General features: G+C 68.5%; 21 protein-coding genes and 1 pseudogene. 15 read left to right on the top strand and 7 right to left on the bottom strand.

What is annotated here, in order from left to right; translation table 11 throughout:
• The first annotated feature begins 10 nt into the window (after nt 1-10).
• From ABZ896_RS15215 to ABZ896_RS15275, 13 genes are all read left to right on the top strand, one after another.
• Nucleotides 11-766: a dienelactone hydrolase family protein gene (locus ABZ896_RS15215; protein ID WP_360927702.1), complete on the top strand. Its 756-nt coding sequence runs from the start codon at nt 11-13 to the stop codon at nt 764-766.
• A 12-nt stretch (nt 767-778) separates the two neighbouring features.
• The gene (locus tag ABZ896_RS15220) at nt 779-1,090 is read left to right on the top strand and encodes a DUF6295 family protein (RefSeq protein ID WP_360927705.1); all 312 of its coding nucleotides are present in this window, start codon (nt 779-781) and stop codon (nt 1,088-1,090) included.
• 133 nt (nt 1,091-1,223) lie between these two features.
• Nucleotides 1,224-2,552, top strand: a complete 1,329-nt coding sequence (locus ABZ896_RS15225; RefSeq protein WP_360927707.1) for an ABC transporter substrate-binding protein — start codon at nt 1,224-1,226, stop codon at nt 2,550-2,552.
• 104 nt (nt 2,553-2,656) lie between these two features.
• A complete protein-coding gene (locus tag ABZ896_RS15230; protein ID WP_360927709.1) occupies nt 2,657-3,904 on the top strand; it encodes an acyl-CoA dehydrogenase family protein in 1,248 nt (415 codons plus the stop codon).
• 29 nt (nt 3,905-3,933) lie between these two features.
• The gene (locus tag ABZ896_RS15235; RefSeq protein ID WP_360927712.1) at nt 3,934-5,922 is read left to right on the top strand and encodes an ABC transporter permease; all 1,989 of its coding nucleotides are present in this window, start codon (nt 3,934-3,936) and stop codon (nt 5,920-5,922) included.
• A gap of 2 nt (nt 5,923-5,924) precedes the next feature.
• A complete protein-coding gene (locus ABZ896_RS15240) occupies nt 5,925-6,701 on the top strand; it encodes an ABC transporter ATP-binding protein (RefSeq protein ID WP_360927715.1) in 777 nt (258 codons plus the stop codon).
• Nucleotides 6,698-7,450 (top strand): ABC transporter ATP-binding protein, encoded by a 753-nt coding sequence (locus tag ABZ896_RS15245; RefSeq protein WP_360927718.1) that lies wholly within the window; start codon nt 6,698-6,700, stop codon nt 7,448-7,450. The genes ABZ896_RS15240 and ABZ896_RS15245 overlap by 4 nt, the downstream gene beginning before the upstream one ends.
• A complete protein-coding gene (locus tag ABZ896_RS15250) occupies nt 7,447-8,097 on the top strand; it encodes an NAD(P)-binding domain-containing protein (RefSeq protein ID WP_360927721.1) in 651 nt (216 codons plus the stop codon). The genes ABZ896_RS15245 and ABZ896_RS15250 overlap by 4 nt, the downstream gene beginning before the upstream one ends.
• Nucleotides 8,098-8,176: 79 nt before the next feature.
• Nucleotides 8,177-8,593, top strand: a complete 417-nt coding sequence (locus ABZ896_RS15255) for an SRPBCC family protein (protein ID WP_360927724.1) — start codon at nt 8,177-8,179, stop codon at nt 8,591-8,593.
• The gene (locus ABZ896_RS15260) at nt 8,586-9,293 is read left to right on the top strand and encodes an SDR family oxidoreductase (RefSeq protein WP_360927727.1); all 708 of its coding nucleotides are present in this window, start codon (nt 8,586-8,588) and stop codon (nt 9,291-9,293) included. Before ABZ896_RS15255 ends, ABZ896_RS15260 begins: the two co-directional genes overlap by 8 nt.
• A 28-nt stretch (nt 9,294-9,321) precedes the next feature.
• A complete protein-coding gene (locus ABZ896_RS15265) occupies nt 9,322-10,056 on the top strand; it encodes a CoA transferase subunit A (protein WP_360927730.1) in 735 nt (244 codons plus the stop codon).
• 23 nt (nt 10,057-10,079) lie between these two features.
• Nucleotides 10,080-10,721: a 3-oxoacid CoA-transferase subunit B gene (locus ABZ896_RS15270; RefSeq protein WP_360927815.1), complete on the top strand. Its 642-nt coding sequence runs from the start codon at nt 10,080-10,082 to the stop codon at nt 10,719-10,721.
• 64 nt (nt 10,722-10,785) lie between these two features.
• A complete protein-coding gene (locus ABZ896_RS15275; RefSeq protein ID WP_360927734.1) occupies nt 10,786-11,724 on the top strand; it encodes an IclR family transcriptional regulator in 939 nt (312 codons plus the stop codon).
• 36 nt (nt 11,725-11,760) lie between these two features.
• Here the strand turns inward: ABZ896_RS15275 and ABZ896_RS15280 are convergent, their stop codons facing one another.
• The 6 genes and pseudogenes from ABZ896_RS15280 to ABZ896_RS15305 all read right to left on the bottom strand — a co-directional run bounded on the left by ABZ896_RS15280 (nt 11,761) and on the right by ABZ896_RS15305 (nt 16,641).
• Complete coding sequence (locus tag ABZ896_RS15280) at nt 11,761-12,501, bottom strand: hypothetical protein (protein WP_360927737.1); 741 nt, start codon at nt 12,499-12,501, stop codon at nt 11,761-11,763.
• 43 nt (nt 12,502-12,544) lie between these two features.
• Nucleotides 12,545-13,480, bottom strand: a complete 936-nt coding sequence (locus ABZ896_RS15285; protein ID WP_360927740.1) for a fumarylacetoacetate hydrolase family protein — start codon at nt 13,478-13,480, stop codon at nt 12,545-12,547.
• The gene (locus ABZ896_RS15290) at nt 13,477-14,025 is read right to left on the bottom strand and encodes a flavin reductase family protein (protein WP_360927743.1); all 549 of its coding nucleotides are present in this window, start codon (nt 14,023-14,025) and stop codon (nt 13,477-13,479) included. The genes ABZ896_RS15285 and ABZ896_RS15290 overlap by 4 nt, the downstream gene beginning before the upstream one ends.
• 462 nt (nt 14,026-14,487) lie before the next feature.
• A complete protein-coding gene (locus ABZ896_RS15295) occupies nt 14,488-14,658 on the bottom strand; it encodes a hypothetical protein (protein WP_360927746.1) in 171 nt (56 codons plus the stop codon).
• A gap of 454 nt (nt 14,659-15,112) precedes the next feature.
• A pseudogene (locus ABZ896_RS15300) lies at nt 15,113-15,526 on the bottom strand (hypothetical protein); the annotation flags it as partial.
• Between the two features lie 149 nt (nt 15,527-15,675).
• Complete coding sequence (locus ABZ896_RS15305; protein WP_360927749.1) at nt 15,676-16,641, bottom strand: phosphotriesterase-related protein; 966 nt, start codon at nt 16,639-16,641, stop codon at nt 15,676-15,678.
• A gap of 178 nt (nt 16,642-16,819) precedes the next feature.
• On the opposite strand from ABZ896_RS15305, the gene ABZ896_RS15310 reads away from it, so the two are divergent.
• A complete protein-coding gene (locus ABZ896_RS15310; RefSeq protein WP_360927752.1) occupies nt 16,820-17,305 on the top strand; it encodes a MaoC family dehydratase in 486 nt (161 codons plus the stop codon).
• A 52-nt stretch (nt 17,306-17,357) separates the two neighbouring features.
• Here ABZ896_RS15310 and ABZ896_RS15315 read toward each other — a convergent pair whose 3' ends face one another.
• Nucleotides 17,358-18,005 carry a helix-turn-helix domain-containing protein gene (locus ABZ896_RS15315; protein WP_360927755.1) on the bottom strand — a complete coding sequence of 216 codons (648 nt, stop codon included), beginning with the start codon at nt 18,003-18,005 and terminating at the stop codon, nt 17,358-17,360.
• A 181-nt stretch (nt 18,006-18,186) separates the two neighbouring features.
• On the opposite strand from ABZ896_RS15315, the gene ABZ896_RS15320 reads away from it, so the two are divergent.
• Entirely contained in the window at nt 18,187-19,401 is a 1,215-nt protein-coding gene (locus ABZ896_RS15320) for an acetyl-CoA C-acetyltransferase (protein ID WP_360927758.1), read from the top strand.
• Nucleotides 19,402-19,435 lie beyond the last annotated feature (34 nt).

Genomic DNA, 19,435 nt, shown 5'->3' on the forward strand with positions numbered 1-19,435 from the left:
GAGACCGTCCTTGAAGGAAGGCATGATCGCCGAGGTCGTCGGGTTCGTCGGCCACGAGGACACCGTCATCGAGGGCTATCTCGCCCGGCCCGTCACCGGCGAGCCGACCGCCGGCGTGGTGGTGCTCCACCACGCACCGGGACTCGATCCGTGGTGCAAGGAGGTGGTGCGGCGCTTCGCTTCACGGGGTTACGCGGCCATCTCTCCGCACCTTTATCACCGGCGCGGTCCCGGGCACTGGGCGGATGTCGCCGCCGCCGCACGTGCGGAGGGGCTCGCCAAGGCCATGCCGAACGACCAGGTGATGGGGGACATCGCCGGGGCCGCGGCGTACTTGCGGGCGCAGCCCGGTGCCAATGGCAAGGTCGGGGTGATCGGCTTCTGCTCGGGCGGCCGGCAGGCGTTCCTGGCGGCCTGCGATGTTCCCTCACTGGACGCGGCGGTGGACTGCTGGGGCGGGAGCATCCTCCCGCAACCCCCCGATCCCAGTCGCCCGGGTCCGGCGCCGAAGGGCGTCATCCACCGGGCGCCGGACATGGCGATGCCTCTGCTGGGGATCTTCGGCAACGACGACCTCAATCCCGACCCGGAACAGGTCGACGAGATCGAACGTGTGCTGACCAAACACGGGAAGTCCTTCGAGTTCCATCGCTACGACGGCGCCGGCCACGCGTTCTTCGCCTCGGACAAGCCCAACTACCGGCAGGAGCAGGCCGTGGACGGGTGGGAGCGGGTCTACGAGTTCTACAACGCGCACTTGCGCTGAAGGAGGCCCCCCATGTGCACGTGGATGACCGAGCAGATCGGCATCGCCGGTGCGGCGCGAGGGGTGCCGGACTGGCTGAAGGTGAAGCGGGCCAACGTCTTCTACGACCACCCCGTCAGTGCTCCGTACGACCACGCGCTGATCATCGATTTCGTCGACCCCGACGCCGGCGTGGGCGCTCGGGTCGGGGTCGAGCTCAGCGCCGCCTCGGCGTGGGAACTGGTGCGGGCCATCACGGCCGCCCTCGAAAGCCCCGAGGCCCAGGCGGACCTTGTTGCCGAACGGCAGGCCCTGATGCCCTCGGAACAGGAAACCCTGTCGTAACCCTTGTGTGGTGCCGGTCACGCTGCTAGGTTCGCCGCATTCCATCTGGTGGAATCAATTTCCGCATCTGATCCTCCCTTGAAGGTCTCAACGGCCGCTCCCGGACGGATGTGCGGGACGCAAGGAGTCGCACATGCACAAGGACGTGTTTGCAGACATTCCGGCCCGTCGGTGCGCAAGGCTCGCTGTCGCCGGACTGAGCGTGATGCTCTGTCTGGCGGCGAGCGGGTGCGCCGACACCGGCACCACCTCCACGGCCGCAGGAAACACCTCCCCCCGGAGTTCCGGTTCGGCGGACCCCTGGGCTGTGACGGACCTGGCCGACTACACCGGTGGCAGGTCGGGGGCGGCAGACAGCGGCCTCTCGCCGGTGAAGATCGGCTGGGTCAACCAGCAGGGCGGTTCGCTCGAGTACCCCAACGCCACACGCGGTGCTCAGGCGGCGGTGAAGTACATCAACGAGGAACTCGGCGGGATAGACGGCCACCCGCTCGAGCTGAGCACCTGTTACGTGGTCAACAGCGAGCAGGAGGGCAACTCCTGCGGACTGAAGATGGCCAACGACGACGACATCAAGGCGGTCCTCGTCGGCACCCTGATCAACGGCGGACAGTCCATGCGGGCGGTCATCCAGGGCAGCAAGCCCATCCTGATGTCGAACTCGATCAGCGCCCCGGACGCCAAGGGCAAGAACGTCTTCATCTTCAACGGCAACCCCGACTCGATCTTCGGCGGACTGGCGACCTACCTCGACGAAGAGGTCAAGGCCAAGACCGTGGCAGTCGTCTACCCGCAGGACGCACAGAGCATCGGCGGCGTGGATGTGCTCCGCAAGGACCTGAACAAGCTCGGCATCGAGCTCAAGGCCGTCGGATTCGACCCGTCGACGACCAATCTCACCGCGGCCGCGGTCGCCGCCGGCGTCCAGACGGCCGACGCCGTCGTACCACTGGTGTCCTCGCCGCCGAACTGCATCTCGGCGGCGAAGGCCCTGGACTCCCTGGCGGTCAAGGCTCCGATCGTGTCGACCGGTTCCTTCTGCTTCTCCGAGGCGGTCGCCCAAGGACTGGGCGGAGAAGCGCCCAAGTGGCTGCAGCTGTCGACGCAGACCAACGTCGCCGACACCTCCCTCACCGATGTCCAGGCCTACCTCAAGCAGTCAGAAGCCGCTTCGCTGAGCGCGGACGCCCAGAGCGACTCCGACGCGACGCTCGCCTGGAGCCTGGTCATGACAGCCGCCAAGTTCCTCAACGAGGCCGGTGGCGCGGACGCGACCACGACGACCGTGGCGAAGGCCGCCAAGTCCTTCTCGGGCCCCATGCTCCTGGGCAGCGAGACGGTGAAGTGCGGTTCATACCGCGACCAGCCGGGCCTCTGCGGCGCCCAGAGCCGGGTCTTCGAGCACACCGGTGGCAATACCTTCTCCGCCGCCACTGACTGGATCACCCCCGCCGGGCTCTGACCGTCGAAGACACATAACGCACCTCCTACGACAACCACAACCGCGATCAACCCTTTGCCGACCACCCCCGCCCGCATGACGGCGGGCGAGGACGAGGAGACGCCATGAGCGCCCCAGCGAGCGCAACAATCCGGCCCCGTGAACCCAACCCACGTCCAGAGGACCTGGTGGAACGCGCGGCGGCCTTTCGGGACCGACTGCTCGACGAGCAGGAAGCGACGGAGGAGCGAGGCGCCTACTCGCCCGAGACCCATGAGCTGTTCCGTCAGGCCGGCTTCTACCGGACCCTCCTGCCCCGCCGATACGGCGGTTTCGAGTTCGACGTACCCACGTTCCTGCGGGTCATCGTGGAGATCGCCCGCGGATGTCCCGGCACCGGCTGGGGCCTGTGCCTCGCGGCCGGCCACGGCCTGCAGATGGGTGGGCTCTACGGCGAGGCCGCGCAGGCCGGTGCCATCGGACCCGACGGGGACTTCGCCGCACCGATGCGCGGCATCCCGATGGGTACGGCCACACGGACGGAGAAGGGGGGGTGGCAGGTCACAGGAACGTGGGACTACTGCTCCGGGTCGCCGTACTCCACCCATGCGATGCTCGCGGTCCGCCTCGACGAGGGCGACGGTCCGACGGGTGCCCAGGGACTGGCGTTGGTGCCGCGCGCGGACTGGACACTGATGGACGACTGGCGCCACCGCTCCTTCGGCATGCGCGGCAGCGGCTCCAACAGCATCCAGGTCGACGCAGCCGTGATACCCGACGAGTTCGTGGTCCGGGGAAACCCGCTGGGCTTCGCCGGCAAGCCGGACACGCCCGGGTACCGGCTGCACGGCAATCCCATGTACGCCGGGCACTCGATGGGCTACCTCCAGCTGGAGATCACCTCGGTGCTGGTGGGCTGTGCCTACGCGGCACTCGACGAGTACGAGCGGATCATCCGCGCCAAGAGGACACCGGGGCCCCACGGCGTTCCGCGATTCCAGACAGCCGACTTCCAGCGCTACTGGGGCCTGGCCAGCGGAAAAGTCAGTGCGGCCGAGGACGTGCTCCTGCGCAGCAGCGAGTTCTACATGGAACTCTGCCGGGAGGCGGTCGTCGACGACATGGGTTTCGCCCCGGAGCGGCTGATGCGCATCCACGCCAGCACCCACCACGCCGTCAACCTCGCCTGGGAAGCGGTCGAGTTGCTGTTCCGCACCTCCGGAACCAGCGAAGGGGGACGCAACGGCTCGCGCATGCAGCGGTACTACCGGGACATCTCCACTGCGCGGACCAACGTCGGACTGCAGTGGGAGACCTTCGCCACCGGGCTGGCCCAGGAGCACTTCGACCTGGGTGCCGACACGTTCGTCTGAGTCGGCGGCACGGCTGAAGGAGTGAGTACATGCAGACACTTGTTCTGTTCGCACTGCTCGGGCTCGGTTCGGGTGCGGTCATCGCCGGCATTTCGCTGGGTGTGGTGCTGGGCTGGCGAGGCAGCGGCTCGATCAACCTGGCCGCGGGAGCGACGGTCATGGTCGCCGGCTATGTGTTCTGGGCGCTGCGGACCGGATTCTTCGGGTTCGCCCTCCAGACCATCCCGGCGATCGTCCTGACGCTGTTGTTCATGGCCCTCTACGCCGTGGTCGTGGAGCTGGTGGCCGTGCGGCCGCTGCGCACCGCCTCCCCGCTCGCCAAGCTCGTGTCATCTCTGGGTGTTCTGCTGCTGACTCAGGCGCTGGTCCTGCTGATCTTCGGCACCGCGCCGCTGAACAGCCCGGCAGTGCTCACCGGTGACGTGGTGTCCGTCTTCGGAGTGGCGGTACCCGCGGCGCAGTTCATCCTGGCCGGGATCGTGGTGGTGCTGGCCGCCGGTCTCGCCGCCGTCTACCGCTTCACCCGCTTCGGGCTCGCGACGCGGGCCGCCTCGGAGAGCGAGAGCTCGGCCGCGCTGGCCGGGCTGTCGCCGAACGTCATCTCGCTGGGCAACTCCGTTCTCGCGCATGTGGCCACCGGCTTCGTGGGAGTGCTGGCCGCCTCGATCGTCGGGCTGAGCGCCACGACACTGCCCCTTCTGATCATCCCGGCGCTGGCGGCGGCGCTGTTCGCGCGGTTCACCTCGTTCGGTATCGCGTGTGCCGTCAGCCTGCTCATCGGGATCAGCGAGTCGTTGCTCTACCAGGCGTCGAACGAGTCGTGGTTCCCGACCCAGAACGGCTCCGCCCTTCCGGGTGTCCAGCAGGTGGCCGAGTTCCTCCTCATCGTCATCGCCCTGTGGTGGCGGGGCTCCAGCCTTCCCCTCCGCGGCGACCTGGTGGAACGGTCCCTGCCGATGGTGCCCGAGCAGGGCAGGCTCGTCGCGCGGGTCGCTCCGGTGGCCATCGTGTGTGCCGTGGCGCTGGTGGTGCTTCCGTCCGGCTTCCGGCAGGCCGTCACGACCGGCCTGGTGGCCACCGTCCTGTGTCTCTCCTTCGTGGTGATCATGGGATACGTCGGCCAGCTCTCGGTCGTCCAGTTGGCACTGGCAGGCGTCGCCGGATTCGCGCTCTCGCACCTCGAGACCGCCTACGGCATCGGCTTTCCCCTGGGCCCGATCCTGGCGATCGCCGCGGCGACCGTGCTCGGGGTACTCATCGGTGCCAGCGCGCTGAGGGTGCGGGGAGTCACTCTGGTCGTGGTGACACTGGCGGCCGCGATCGCCATCGAGCAGTTCGTCTTCGCCAACCCGGACTGGGGCGGTGGCCAGACCGGGGCCTCCGTCGAGTCGCCCACGCTGTTCGGCTTCAACCTCGGCACCGACGCCTCATTCCGCGGCTTGGACGGGACGCTGCCCAGCCCGGTCTTCGGCCTGCTGGCGCTGGTGATGACCGTGCTGCTCTACACGTTCGTGGCCAATCTGCGCAGGGGAGACCTGGGACGCCGCATGCTGGCCGTGCGCTCCAACGAACGCGCCGCCGCGGCGGCGGGCGTCAACGTGCGGGCCGTGAAGATCCAGGGCTTCGCCATCGCGTCCTTCCTGGCCAGCGTCGCCGGCGTGATGTACGCCTACGACTTCCGCACGGTGTCGGCGAGCAGCTACGACACCATGAGCGCCCTCTCCCTGGTCGCGAGTGTCTACGTCCTGGGTGTGACGCTCGTCCAGGGCGGGGTGCTCGCCGGATTCGGTGCCGCCGGAGCGGTGATCCCGCTCATCCTCCAGACCTGGGTTCTGCCCGAGAACCGGGTCTCCATCTACATGCAGCTCATCATCGGGGCCGGTCTGCTCATCCAGCTGAGGTTCTGCCCCGACGGGCTTCTGGTGGCCTCGGCGCTGAAGCGGGAGCGACACGGGCGGGCCGCACGCGCCGGCAAGGCCTTGTCCCCGGTGGGCGCCAAGCCGCAGGGAGGTGTGTGACCATGTCGAGCCCGGTTCTGTCCGCTCGCGGGATCAGTGTCCGGTACGGCGGAGTGCAGGCGCTCTCCGGCGTCGACATCGAGGTGGGTCCCGGCCAGATCGTGGGACTGATCGGCCCCAACGGGGCGGGGAAGACCACGTTCATCGACGCCGTGACCGGTTTCGCGCGGTGCACGGGCAGGGTCGAGGTGGCCGGACGCGATGTCGGGCGCATGCGCCCGCACGCCCGGGTCCAAGCCGGCCTCGGCCGGACCTGGCAGGCCGTGGAGCTCTTCGACGCGCTCACGGTGGCGGAGAACCTGGCCGTCGCCGCCCGTCGGCCCACGATCTGGACGACGCTGCGCGAGCTGCTGGTCAACGCCGAGACGACCAGGCCCACGGTGCATCACGCCCTGGAGGCGCTCGGCATCGCGGATCTCGCCGAGGCCATGCCCGCCGAGCTCTCGGAAGGGCAGCGCAAGCTGGTCGGCATGGCCCGGGCCTTCGTGGGTGAGCCCAAGGTGGTGCTGCTGGACGAGCCGGCTGCCGGCCTCGACACCGACGAGAGCGCGGAGCTCGGCAAACAGCTGCGCCGACTCGGGGACCAGGGCACCCCGATGCTGCTGATCGACCACGACATCAACCTCGTGTTCGCCACCTGTGACCACGTGGTCGTCATCGAGTTCGGCCAGGTCATCGCGACGGGTCGCCCGACGGATGTGCGCCGCGATCCCAAGGTGGTCTCCGCCTACCTGGGAACGGCCGCTTCCGAGGACGTCAAGGTCGGGGAGGAGCAATGACCCAACCAGTACTGCGCATCGAGGGTCTGACCGCCGGTTACGGCAACGTCGACGTCGTTCGCGATATCCATCTGGAGGTCGGAAAGGGCGAGGTGGTGGCCTTGCTGGGCCCCAACGGGGCCGGCAAGACCACGACGCTGCGCGCCCTCTCCGGTCTGGTGAAGGTCTCGGCGGGTTCCCTGTCGATGGACGGACAGAACCTCACCGGGCTGACGCCGGCCGCCCGAGCGCGGCGCGCCATCGCGCACGTCCCGGAGGACCGGGGCCTGTTCCGTGGGCTGACCGTGGCCGAACACCTCAGGCTCGGACCACGCGGTGAGCACCTCGACGCGCAGGTGGCCTACCGGTACTTCCCGGCGCTCCCGTCTCTCGCCGACCGACGGGCGGGTGTGCTCTCCGGCGGCGAGCAGCAGATGCTGGCGGTCGGACGGGCCCTGGCCCGCAAACCCGCGCTGCTGGTGCTCGACGAGCTCAGTCTCGGGCTGGCCCCGGTGATCGTCGAGCAGTTGCTGCCCGTGATCCGGGCCTACGCGGACGAGAGCGGCTGCGCCGTCCTGCTGGTCGAGCAGCACGTGCACCTGGCTCTTGCGATATCCGACCGGGCGTATCTGATGGCCCACGGCGTCGGCAGCGACAGCCACGACGCCGCGGTGCTGCGACGAGACCGCAGCGTGATCCAGGCCAGCTACCTGGGTGGCCAGGAGTGGACACCCGCAGCTGACCGCGAAGAGCAAGGAGAAGTTGGATGAAAATCGGAATCATCGGGGCCGGCCGGATGGGCCAGGCGCTCACGGGTCTCCTCGTGGATGCAGGGCACGACGTGGTGCTCGCGAACTCCCGAGGCCCCGCATCACTGGCCGAGTTGACGGCCGGGTTCGGTGAGCACGCCGGCGCGGCCGACGTCCCCGGCGCCGTAGCCGGAAGCGACATCGTCATCCTGGCCACGCCCTGGGGCAAGACCGCGGAGGCGGTGTCGGTGGTCGGGGACTGGTCCGGTGTGGTGGTGGTCGATACCACCAACAACCGCAGCAAGCCCGGCCCCGACGGCCTGATCGACATCGGGGACCGGGTCTCCAGCGAGGTCGTCGCCGAGTTCGTTCCCGGCGCCCGGCTGGTCAAGGCGTTCAACACCACGCCCATCCCGTTCCTTGTCAAGGGCCTGGGAGCTGCGGCGGGTGAGGACAACGCCGTGTACATCGCCGGGGACGACGCCGCCGCCAAGGCACTCGTCGGTGACCTCGTCGCCGGCATCGGTGGAGAAGCCGTCGACACCGGCGATCTGCACACCGGCGGCTGGTTGCAGGGCATGTCAGGTCCGCTGGCCGGGACCCTCGAGATGCTCACGCCGACCGATGCCCGGGCCCGTCTGGAGAAGGCCCGTGAACAGCTGCGTTAGCAACCGGCGTACCCAGCGATCCACTTGAACCAACTACACCCCTTCACACACATCCCCATACAAGGAAAGAGAGAACGACATGGCCATCGTCAACGTCAGCAAGTCCATCGCGCTCAAGGCCCCGGCCGACCAGGTGTGGGTGTTCGTCGGTGACTTCGGCGGCTACGCCGCCTGGCAGCCGCACATCGCCTCCGTCGAAATGCGCCCCGACGGCGAGCGCCTGGTCAACTTCACCCGCGGCGACTCGGTGCTCGACCGGATCTCCGCCAAGGACGACGCGGCACGCACCCTCACCTACGAGCTCGTTCCCGGCCAGAAGACGCCGATGAAGAAGCTCGCCGCCACGTTCACGGTGAGCGGGTCCGGTGCCGGTAGCGAGGTCGAGTACGCCATCGAGGTCGACGTGCCGGACCCGATGCAGGCCGCTGCCCGGGCCGGCATCGGAGCCGACATCGACGGTGCGCTCGCCGGTCTCGACGCCAAGTTCAATGGGTGACGCAGACGGCGGGGCGCCCGTCGCCCTGGTCACCGGGGGTGCGGGATTCATCGGCAGCGCGATCGTCAAGGAACTGACGGCACGGGGCCACCGTGTCGCTGTGCTCGACCGGACCGGGGACGACGCCGTCGACCTCGCGGACGAGAAGCAGGTCCGTGTGGCCGCCCGCACGGTGCTGGACCGGTACGGCCGCTGTGACGTGCTGGTTCACGCCGGCGTCAACTTCGAGCGGGCGGCCCTGCCCGACCTCGACGCCGCGCTCCTGCGCCGGATGATGACCGTCAATGTCGAGGCGCCTCTCTGGCTCCTGCAGGAGCTGACGCCGAGCATGGCCGAACATGGCTTCGGCCGGGTCGTGATGGTCGTCTCGGACACGTTCTTCGACCCGCCGCCGGTGCCGGACATGCTCCCGTACGTCATGACCAAGGGCGCCCTGATCGGTGCCGCGCGCGCACTCGCGCGCTCCCTGGGCGCAGACGGCATCACCGTCAACTGCGTCGCACCCGGTATGACGCCGCCCCCGGTGTCGGAGCCCGGGCTGGGGGCGAAGGCGGCCGAGGCCGTCCGCTCCCGGCAGGCGATCCCGCGGACCCTGGTGCCCGAGGACGTGGCCGGCGTCGTGGGCTTCCTCGCGTCCAGGGAGGCGGAAGCCCTCACCGGGCAGACCATCTGCCCGGACGGAGGACTGGTGCTGCGGTGAACGACAGAGTGAGGAGCCGGAGCACGTCGTGGACAAGGTAGTCGAGAGCGCCGCCGCGGCTGTCCGGGACATCCCCGACGGAGCGAGCATCGCGGTAGGCGGGTTCGGGACGGCAGGTGTCCCCTGGGAGCTGGTGGCGGCGCTGTTCGACCACGGCGCACAGGACCTCACCGTCGTGACCAACAACTGCGGCGTCAACGGCGCGGGGCTGGTGCGGCTGCTCGAGGAGCGCCGCATCAGCAAGGTCATCGCGTCCTACTTCGGTCAGAATCTGGAGTTCTCGCGCCAGTACCTGGCCGGAGAGATCGAGGTCGAGTTGACGCCGCAGGGCACGCTGGCCGAACGCCTGCGCGCCGGCGGTGCGGGGATCGCGGCCTTCTTCACGCCGACCGGCGTGGGCACCGTGGTGGCCGAGGGAGGACTCCCTCGACGCTACGACGCGGACGGCGACGTCCTGGTGGCATCGCCGGCGAAGGAGGTCCGTACCTTCACGGTGAGGGGACGCGCCAGGGACTTCGTTCTGGAGGAGAGCATCGCCACCGACTACGCGTTCGTCAGGGCGGCGGTCGCGGACCGTCACGGCAACGCCGTCTTCCACGCCGCGGCGATGAACTTCAATCCGGATGCGGCGATGGCGGGGCACATCACGGTGGTCGAGGCGGAACGGGTGGTGGAAGCGGGCGGAATCGACCCCGACATGGTGCATCTGCCAGGTGTCTTCGTCCAGAAGGTGGTCGCGGTCAACGCGGGGAGGACCGGGTGAAGGCCGGCTGGACCCGCCCGGAGATGGCGGCGCGGGCCGCGCGGGAGTTGCGCGACGGCGAGTGCGTCAATCTCGGCATCGGGCTGCCCACCCAGGTGCCCCAGTACCTGGAGCCGGGCGTTCATGTGGTGGTTCACAGCGAGAACGGCGTCCTGGCCGTCGGGCCTTATCCCGAGGACGGCCAGGGGGATCCCGAGGTGATCAACGCCGGCACCGAGCAGGTGACCACGTTGCCCGGTGCGGCGTTCTTCGCGTCGTCGATGTCGTTCGCCATGATCCGCGGCGGACATGTGGACACCACCATCCTCGGCGGAATGCAGGTCTCGGCCACCGGAGATCTCGCCAACTGGATGATTCCGGGACTCATGGTGAAGGGGATGGGCGGAGCGATGGACCTGGTGAGCGGCGCCGGCCGGGTCATCGTGCTCATGGAACACGCGGCCAAGGACGGTTCCCCCAAACTCCTGCCTCGCTGCACTCTGCCTCTCACCGGCCGCGGCGTGGTCGACCGGCTCATCACGGACCTGGGTGTGCTGGATGTGACGGCCCAGGGTCTGCAGTTGGTCGAGCTGGCACCCGGTGTCGACCTCGACGTCGTGCTGGCCGCCATGGCGGCCCCGGTAGCCGTGGCACCCCAACTCGCCCGCAGCCGCGAGAGGGGCTGACCCAACCAGAACCGGGTGTGGCGTCCATGCTGGAGCATGGACGCCACACCCGGTTGACGGTTACATGCCCGAGGGTCCGCTGCCAGGAGTGCGGTGGCGGATCAGTATTCTCAGTGTCTTGCGGTGGATCGGAGGTCTTGTGAAGGAAGAGCGCTCATCCTCGGCCGTTGTGTCCGGTGAGGGTCGGGAGGCCGGGCATGTGCGGGCGGTTCAGCGTGCGGCTCGTATCGTGACGGCGTTGACCGAGCATCCGTACCCGTTGGGGATTGTGGAGCTGGCGAAGTTCGTGGGGTTGTCTCCGGGCAGCGTTCACCGGTTGTTGGCGACGTTGGTGAGTGTGGGGTGGGTGGAGCAGAACTCGCGGACGAGCAAGTATCGCCTGGGGATGGGTGCGGTGGGGATTGGCAGTGTGGCGTTGGCGACCAATCCGGTGGTGCACGATGGGCGTGCTTATCTGGCGCGGGTGGCGCAGTGGTCGGGTCACGATGCGGTGCTGAGTACGTTGGTGGGGGGCAAGACGGTTCAGTTGGCGCGGGCGGCGGGGATCAATACGGGATTGATCGAGTTCGAGGCGGGGCATCCGCAGCCGGCGCATGCGATGGCGGACGGCAAGTTGTTGTTGGCGTTCTTGCCGGAGGACGAGGTGACGGATGTATTGGACGGGGAGGAATTGAGGCGTTTCACGCCGCATACGATCACTGATCTGGATCGGATGCGGCGTGAGTTCGATGTGATTCGGGCGCAGGGTTATGCGGTCGACAATTTCGAGCGGTTTGACACGGGGCGTGGTCTTGCGGTTCCGGTGGTGGATTCGGGTGGGCGCCCGCTGGCGGCGATGATGTGTCTGGGCAGGTTGGATCCGGCGTTGGACGCGGAGTTGGTGCAGCAGTTGCAGGCGGTGGCGCGGGAGATGTCCGACCGTCTGAACGCGTCCGGAGATCTGCCGGCCTCGTCCTTCGAACCGACACAGTCCGAGGTTCGCGCCGATCCGGGCCCTGGCTGACGCAGGGGCGCCCCGTCCCTCGGGGGCGCTGGGTCCTCAGACCTCCGGGGTGAGTTCGCCGAGGTCGTCGAGAGCGACCGTCACGAACATCATCCAACGGTCTCCGTGGCCGCGGGTGACATGGCCGGCTCCGGTCACGTCGTCGATGAGGGCGACGTCACCGGTCACCGGGCGGGTGACGGTGCCGTCACCGGTCTCGTTCTCGGCCTTTCCGTTCAGGGTGATGCCGAACTGGCGACGTGGGCCGTTGTGCCACACACCGGGGGCGTAGCCCTCCAATCCGTAGTCGCGCCGGGTGACGAACGCCCCTACGGACGCCGGCCACTTGTCCACCGGCGGCACTGTGTCGAGGGCGTACGGCCACCGGAAGGGTTCCGAGCGCGAGCGCCCGCCGTCGTCGTAGATCCAGGTGAGAAGGGGTCGGCCCGGGCGAGGGTCGTGGTGGGAGGCGGCCCGGAGACGGCCCGGGTCTGGCACCCAGCCCGGCGTGGAGACGAAGAACAGCCAGGCGTCGTCGGGCCATGTGAACGTGATGTCGTCGCAGGCGCCGACGTCGAAGCAGACGACGTCTCCGGGTTCCAGTAGGTTCGCGTGCTTCCCCTTGGCGGAGAGCTCGATGCGGCCGGACAGCACTACGACCAAGTGGCAGCCGAGTTCGGGCAGCGCGGGCATGTCGTCTGCGCGCAGCCGGGCGAGCCAGAACCGCGATGCCGGGATGACGTCATAGGGACGGCCCTTGTCCCTGGCGTCGCGGTAGGGGAGGAGCACCTGACGCACATCCGCGGCTCCGGAGACGTCAGTGACGTGCAGTGCGCGCACTTCAGGCCTGGGCCGTTTCCGGCGTGTACTTGCCGCTCAACTGCTGCGGCGTGCCCTGGAGTCCGGCGAGAGCACGGTCGTGACGCGTCTCGCGCTTCCACGTGCGCTTGAGTTCGTCGTGCACGTCGATGCGCAGCCGCCCGAGCCCCCCGACCTCCAGTTCGACGACGTCACCGTCCATGAGCGGGTGCAGGCCGCCGTGGGTGGTTCCGGTGGCCACCAGGTCGCCGGGTTCGAGGGTGTGCAGCGAGGAGACGAACGCGATCGACTCGGCGACGCTGTAGGCCATGTCGTCGGTGTTGAAGTCCTGCATGAGGTTGCCGTTGGTCCAGAGGCGGACCGGCAGGTTCTGCGGATCGGGCACCTCGTCGGCTGTCACCAGGAAGGGGCCGATCGGGCAGAAGGTCTCACGGGACTTCATCTGGTAGAAGGCGTTCTGCCGGGGCGGGATGCCCCGGGCGGAGCCGTCGATGAGGTTGGTGTATCCGAAGACGTGGTCCAGGGCCTCGTCGACGGACACGTTCCGCGCCCGGCGCCCGATGACGACGGCGAGCTCGGCCTCCCCTTCGAACACCGTCGCGGCGATGTCGGGCAGCACCATCCGGTCGCCGTGGCCCACGATCGAGTGGGGCGTCTTGGGAAAACCGTTGATGGCAGGGAGCTCAGTGGCGCCCTCCATGTAGTTGCGGGCCATGCAGTCGATGTTCAGTGGCCTCGGGACCGGGGGCCGGACGCGGACGGAGTCCAGCGGGACACCGGTTCCCTGTTCGCTCGCCTGCCGGATCCTGTCCTCGAACTCCGTCCATCGTGTGATGACGGTCGTCAGCAGGTCCTGCGGGTGAGCCGGTGTCAGGTCGGCGACGGCGTCGCTGACGTCGATGACGGAGGCGCCGTCGAAGACGCCCAGCCGGAAGTCGTTGAAGAACAGGAGCTTCACGCGTTTTCCCTTCGGGTTTGGTCGAGAGTGCTCGGCACGAACTGGCCGTACTGGCCCCGGAAGAAGACCAGGGCCCGTCCGTTCTGTGCGGATGCGAGGTCCAGCACCCGTGCCACGGCGATGGTGTGGTCACCGGCGTCGTGCTCCGCGACCAGCTCGCAGTCGATCCAGGCGATCGCGTCGTCGAGGGCCGGCCCGGTGTCGCGGTGGTGCCAGCCGATCCCGCCGAACCGGTCCGCACCGGATCGCGAGAACTGCCGTGAGATCTGCTCGTGGTGGGAGGCCAGCACGCTGACGCAGAAGCGCCGCTCGGCCCGGACCAGCGGCCAGGTGCTGGATGTGTGGGCGGCGCACACGGAGATCAGCGGCGGGTCGAGCGAGACGGAGGTGATCGAGTTGGCCGCCATTCCCACCGGCTGACCGGAGGTGGTGGTCGCGAGCACGACCACCCCGGTGGGGAGGTGCCCCAGCACGTTGCGGAATTCACTGGGGTCGATGGCCTTGGGGAGTGACAGGTTGGAGGCTCGTTCACTTTGCGGTGACATGTCGTTATTCCATCTGTCGGAATCTGATTCCAAAAAGGTTAGTGACGTGTGCCATGGCCGTCAAGGGAGCTGACGTGCCTTCGCACGGCTGGGGAGACGGGGGAGACCCGGGCAAGGAGGTGCCTGCGGGTAGCTGCGGGCTGTGTAGCCTCGACCGCCCGGCTCCGCTTCGAGCCCCGTGATCCGCTTGCCGGAGCCGCCGGCTCGGCCTGTTCGTGGGCGGGCCTCGCGGAGGCCGAGAGGCTTCGCAGCCCCGGCGGCCTTTTGGATCAGGCTCGACGCGTATGAACCGGCCGGACCGCGCGCGGTTGGTCGCGTAATGGGCAGCCGGCTGTAAGGGGCGGTTCTTTGAAGGCGTGGCCTGGGAGGGCGTTTCCTCCCGTTGGCAAACTCCGCGCGCTGATCACGAACGGCGACTTCGACAACTACTGGAACCCGGCCCCGACCAGCAGAAGTTCAGCCTCACTGCTTGATCTCGACCGTCACTTCAAAGCCGTCACAGTTCGTCGGCACCGTGAACGCCGCCTTCGTCGGCATTTTCGACGCCGGGCAACAGGCGTGTCCCATGGTGACCTCGGTGACCAGCCGTTGGAGACCCACCCGGTCCGTGATCGTGCGGCCGGAGATCCCCAAGTCCTCGTCGATGACCTTCGCACGGCCGGGCGGTCAGCCCGGGGCGGTCGCGCGGAAGGCCATCGCGTACTGCAGACGCGTCGATTCCCTGGAAGCTCGCCGAACGGCGTCACGGCGGAGGCGGTCACCGCACTCACCCCCGCCCCGTGCGCGGGATTCCCCGCCCGCCCCGGCCGACGCGGCCAGGCTCAACTCGATCAGCCACCCCAGCTGTTCGAGGGCCAGGGGCCGGTTCGCCGTCGGCGGCATCGCCCACGACGGGGTCCCGCACGACCGTGTCCGGGGGCTCCGGGGTGGCAGCCGGATTCGTCACCGGCCACTGAACAACACCCCCCTCCGGCACCACTGCAGACCTCAACAGGTCCACCAATTCGACGAGTTGGCGCAGACCGTCACGTCCGATCAAAGGGGGTGATTTTCCCGTTCCGGACCCTCATCACGCGCACTGTGCCTGGTCGAACGAGTGCGACGGCGTCATGTGGAACGAGTGGACCTTCGCCATGCCCATATGGGCGAGGATCTTGCCCTCGTCACTCCAGTCCACGCCAACTCCCTTGGTGCGATGCCCAGTTCCTCGGCAACCCTGGGACGTGCTTGTTGCCCGTAGAGCTTGGTCCGTTGATAGTTGACCGCTGATGCCTTCATCAGGATCCCCGCCCGCAGCATCGAATCGACCAGCGAACTCGTCGATCACCCTGGCCAGCGACCTGCCGTTCGCCGCCCGGCGTGGTGGCGACGTCGGTCTGTCAGCAGCCAGGTACTTGCTGACAGTCCGCCAGTTGAGCCCGGTCTCCTTGGCGACCCCCGACAGGCTGCGAAAGTCCCCTTGCGACGCTGCGTCCGCCGGCCCGCGCGATGCATCGCTCATAGCGGATGAAAGCCCCTGATGGCGGCCATAAACGCTACTGGGTCATGATCGTTTGGTTGCACTCTCGGTGATCTTGTGCCCATGACTGCGGGGAGGTGGGGCAGCGTGGTTCGAGGCGACCGTGGTGGGTGCGCCGCCGTGGCACCGGTTCAGGCGGTGCCCTCGAAGTAGCGCCTCGGGTTCTTCACCAGCATCGTGTCGATGTCGTCCTCGCTCAGCCCCTGCGCGAGCAGTGCGGGGATGACGTCCTCGCTGATGTGGCGGTAGTGCCAGCGGGGCGCGGCCTGGACCCGTTCGTGCTCGGTGAACCAGTCGATGAAGCAGGCCGCGTCGTGCGCGAGGGTGATGCTCTCGACGAAACCCCGCCGCACCAGTTCGACGATGGTGGCGATGCGGTCCTCGAACGGCAGCAGCACGTCCAGGCCGAACCGGTCCATGCCCAGGAACGAACCAGCCTCGGCCAGCTTGCTCAGGTAGTCGACGTCGGTGGAGTCGCCGGAGTGTCCGATGACCACCCGCGACAGGTCCACGCCCTCCTCCGCGAGCACCCGCTGCGCCACAAGGCCGGTCTCGCCGTGCGCGTCCGTGTGCACGGTGATCGGCGCTCCCGTCGCGACGGAACTGCGCCCGACCGCCCGCATCACCCGCTCGACCCCGGGAGTGAGACCCGGCTGGTCGATGGCGCACTTGAGGAAGGCCGCGCGGACGCCGGTGTCGGCGATGCCCTCGGTGAGGTCCTTGACGAACAGGTCGACCATCGGCTCCGGCCGGTCGAACAGCAGCCCCGGGCCGGTGTAGTGGAACTGGAACGGCACGTCGTTGTAGGTGTAGATCCCGGTGGCGACCACGATGTTGAGGTCCACCTGTTCGGCGACCCGCTGGATGCGCGGGATGTAGCGGCCCAGGCCGAGCACGGTCGGGTCGAGGATGGTGTCGATGCCCAGAGACTTGAGTTCGCGGAGCTTGGCGACGGCGTCCGCCACCCGTTCCTCCTCGTCCCAGTGCTCGTAGTTCTGGCGGTGTTCCTCGCCGAGGACGAACACGTGCTCATGGACGAGGACGCGGCCCAGTTCGCCGGAGTCGACGGGGCCGGTGGCGGTCTGTACGGAGGACATGGGCGGCTCCGATTCGAAGGTGACGTCGGATTCAAGCAAAATCTGCGCGCTGCCCACCCTCCCCGTCAAGCGTCGCGTGCCAATCAATTGAATCCGGCGTCAGATTCGGATTAGGGTCACGGCGGCCGTCGCGACGAGGTGACGGCCCTGAGCGCCGAGCCCACCCGAGGAGTCCGTCATGCCGCAGGCCATCGTTCCCTTGTGTCCCACCACCGCCTCCGACCTGCGGGATCTGGTCGGCGTCGAGCTGGGGCCCACCGACTGGCACACGGTGGACCAGCGGGTCATCGACGCGTTCGCCGACCTCACCGGGGACCACCAGTGGATCCATGTGGACGTGGAGCGCGCGGCGGCCAGTCCGTTCGGCTCCACGATCGCGCACGGGCTTTACAGCCTGTCCCGTACGCCGACCTTCATGGAGGAGCTGATGGCGTTCGACGGGTTCGCGCACAGCCTGAACTACGGCTACGACAAGGTGCGCTTTGTGCGTCCGCTGCCGGTCGACTCGCGGATCCGGATGAGGGCCGTCGTGCTCTCCGCCGACGAGTCGGCGCCCGGCCGGATCCAGCTGCTGACCCGGCTGACCGTGGAGGCGGAGGGCGTCGAGAAGCCCATCTGTGTCGCGGAGTCGATCGGGCGCTTCACCGAGCGCGGGGCAGCCTGACGGCGACCGCCGTGTGATTGCCTCGCGCTCCCCGCGACCGCCCCGCCTTGCGTCAGGGCGCGGCCGGCAGGCGCAGGGTGAGGGCGTTGTACCAGAGCCGGTTGAGGTTGGTCACCAGCTGCTCGAACGGGATCTCGTGGCCGTAGACGTAGACCAGATAGGCCATGCGGCTCATCATCGCGGACAGGGCCAGAGAACCGATCTCCGGATCCACCTCGGGGTCCGCCCGGCCCTGCTCCTGAAGCTTGCGGATCAGGCGCGCGTTGCGCTCCGCGAAGGCCATGCTGCGCCCGAGCCGCATCGCGCGGAACCGCTCGTCGATCTGGGACACCTGTTCCAGTACGGCCATCAGGCGTGCGTTGTGCTCGTACGTCGTCAGGTACTCGCGGTTGGCCAGGTCGATCAGGATCCGGGGGTCGTCGACGTCGGAGCGTTCCCGCACGTGCGGGTGGACCATCTCCTCCTGGACCTGCTCGACGACGGCGGCGAAGATCTCCTCCTTGCTGTCGAAGTAGGTGTAGAAGGAGCCCGACGCGGTGCCCGCCGTGCGGGCGATGTCGCTGATCCTGGCATCCAGGAAACCGTCCCGTTCGAACACCTCGCGGGCGGCGACCACCAGTGCCATGCGGGTGCGCATGCCGCGTCGGGTGCGTGGTGCCGGACGCTCGGGCTTGCTGTCGGTCGGTTCTCCGGCCTGCACGGGTGGTCCTCTCCTCGTCGGTGAAGCCTCACGTTATTGAATCCGGCGCCGAAATCAAATGACGGTCGTGCGGCCCGAAGGACGCGCCCCGAACGACGGCCGTCCGGGCCTGGAGTTGAACTTGACGTCAAGTTTAGTATTCTCCCGCCATCGCACAGCACGTCGAGGAAGGGACACCCCGATGCCCGAGGCCGTCATCGTCGCCACCGCCCGTTCGCCCATCGGCCGCGCCCGCAAGGGTTCGCTCGCCGCCATGCGGCCCGACGACCTGACCGTCCAGATGGTCCGGGCCGCTCTGGCGCAGGTCCCGCAGCTCGATCCCCGTGAGATCGACGACCTGATGCTCGGCTGCGGCCAGCCGTCGGCGGAGTCGGGGCACAACATGGCCCGCGCGGTCGCCGTACTGGCCGGTCTCGACCTGCTGCCCGGCGTCACGGTGAACCGTTACTGCTCGTCGAGCCTGCAGACCACGCGGATGGCCCTGCACGCGATCAAGGCGGGTGAGGCGGACGTCGTGATATCCGCCGGCGTGGAGACGGTGAGCAGGTACGACCGGGGGCTGGCCGATGTGCCCGGGACCGAGAACCCGGTGTTCGCCGACGCGCGGCGGCGTACGGAGAAGGCGGCCGAGGGCGGCCAGGGCTGGGCGGACCCGCGCGAGGACGGCGACCTCCCGGACCTGTACCTCACCATGGGGCAGACCGCCGAGAACGTCGCCCGTCTCAAGGGGGTGACCCGGGCGGAGCAGGACGCGTTCGGGGTGCGCAGCCAGCAGCTCGCGCAGGAGGCCCTGGCCAACGGCTTCTGGGAGCGGGACATCACGCCGGTCGACCTGCCGGACGGCACGGTGGTCCGCCAGGACGACGGTCCGCGCGCGGGCGTCACGCTGGAGGCGGTGTCCCAGCTGAAGCCGGTGTTCCGCCCCGACGGCACGGTGACCGCCGGCAACTGCTGCCCGCTCAACGACGGCGCCGCCGCGTTGGTGATCATGTCGGACGTCAGGGCCCGTGAACTCGGGATCACCCCGCTCGCGCGAATCGTGGCCACCGGAGTCAGCGGACTGTCGCCCGAGATCATGGGCCTCGGTCCGGTGGAGGCCTCCCGGCGGGCGCTCGCCCGTGCCGGGATGACGATCGGCGACATCGATCTGGCCGAGATCAACGAGGCCTTCGCCGCCCAGGTCATCCCGTCCGCCCGGGACCTCGGCATCGACGAGGACAAGCTCAACGTCAACGGCGGCGCCATCGCGGTGGGGCACCCCTTCGGGATGACCGGGGCCCGGATCACCAGCACGCTGATCAACTCGCTGCGGTTCCATGACCGGCAGATCGGGCTGGAGACGATGTGCGTCGGCGGTGGCCAGGGGATGGCCATGGTGCTGGAACGGCTCTCTTGAGCTGACATTTATTGAATCCGACGTCAAGTTCACT

Source organism: Streptomyces sp. NPDC047072, assembly GCF_040643855.1.
Taxonomy (GTDB): Bacteria; Actinomycetota; Actinomycetes; order Streptomycetales; family Streptomycetaceae; genus Streptomyces.